Raw genomic sequence first — 1,663 nt, 5'->3', positions numbered from 1 at the left:
GGGTGACTGCGTACCTTTTGTATAATGGGTCAGCGACTTATATTCTGTAGCAAGGTTAACCGTATAGGGGAGCCGCAGGGAAACCGAGTCTTAACTGGGCGTTAAGTTGCAGGGTATAGACCCGAAACCCGGTGATCTAGCCATGGGCAGGTTGAAGGTTGGGTAACACTAACTGGAGGACCGAACCGACTAATGTTGAAAAATTAGCGGATGACTTGTGGCTGGGGGTGAAAGGCCAATCAAACCGGGAGATAGCTGGTTCTCCCCGAAAGCTATTTAGGTAGCGCCTCGTGAACTCATCTTCGGGGGTAGAGCACTGTTTCGGCTAGGGGGTCATCCCGACTTACCAACCCGATGCAAACTACGAATACCGAAGAATGTTATCACGGGAGACACACGGCGGGTGCTAACGTCCGTCGTGAAGAGGGAAACAACCCAGACCGCCAGCTAAGGTCCCAAAGTCATGGTTAAGTGGGAAACGATGTGGGAAGGCCCAGACAGCCAGGATGTTGGCTTAGAAGCAGCCATCATTTAAAGAAAGCGTAATAGCTCACTGGTCGAGTCGGCCTGCGCGGAAGATGTAACGGGGCTAAACCATGCACCGAAGCTGCGGCAGCGACACTATGTGTTGTTGGGTAGGGGAGCGTTCTGTAAGCCGTTGAAGGTGGCCTGTGAGGGTTGCTGGAGGTATCAGAAGTGCGAATGCTGACATAAGTAACGATAATGCGGGTGAAAAACCCGCACGCCGGAAGACCAAGGGTTCCTGTCCAACGTTAATCGGGGCAGGGTGAGTCGACCCCTAAGGCGAGGCCGAAAGGCGTAGTCGATGGGAAACAGGTTAATATTCCTGTACTCGGTGTTACTGCGAAGGGGGGACGGAGAAGGCTATGTTGGCCGGGCGACGGTTGTCCCGGTTTAAGCATGTAGGCGGATGTTCCAGGTAAATCCGGAACGTCACTAACGCTGAGGTGTGATGACGAGGCACTACGGTGCTGAAGTGACAAATGCCCTGCTTCCAGGAAAAGCCTCTAAGCATCAGGTAACATCAAATCGTACCCCAAACCGACACAGGTGGTCAGGTAGAGAATACCAAGGCGCTTGAGAGAACTCGGGTGAAGGAACTAGGCAAAATGGTGCCGTAACTTCGGGAGAAGGCACGCTGATGGTAGGTGAAGCGACTTGCTCGTGGAGCTGAAATCAGTCGAAGATACCAGCTGGCTGCAACTGTTTATTAAAAACACAGCACTGTGCAAACACGAAAGTGGACGTATACGGTGTGACGCCTGCCCGGTGCCGGAAGGTTAATTGATGGGGTTATCCTCGCGGAGAAGCTCTTGATCGAAGCCCCGGTAAACGGCGGCCGTAACTATAACGGTCCTAAGGTAGCGAAATTCCTTGTCGGGTAAGTTCCGACCTGCACGAATGGCGTAATGATGGCCAGGCTGTCTCCACCCGAGACTCAGTGAAATTGAACTCGCTGTGAAGATGCAGTGTACCCGCGGCAAGACGGAAAGACCCCGTGAACCTTTACTATAGCTTGACACTGAACACTGGTCCTTGATGTGTAGGATAGGTGGGAGGCTTTGAAGTGTGGACGCCAGTCTGCATGGAGCCATCCTTGAAATACCACCCTTTAATGGCTGGTGTTCTAACGTGGGCCCCT

1 rRNA gene is annotated in these 1,663 nt (G+C 52.9%); it reads left to right on the top strand.

The features are described from left to right. Positions 1–1,663 (top strand): 23S ribosomal RNA (locus ABLU67_RS23990); the annotation flags it as partial.

The organism is Klebsiella sp. GN_Kp190, from assembly GCF_040061795.1.
Taxonomy (GTDB): Bacteria; Pseudomonadota; Gammaproteobacteria; order Enterobacterales; family Enterobacteriaceae; genus Klebsiella; species Klebsiella michiganensis.
Note: the sequence above shows the minus strand (reverse complement) of the source record. Positions and strands in the feature narration are given on the sequence as shown.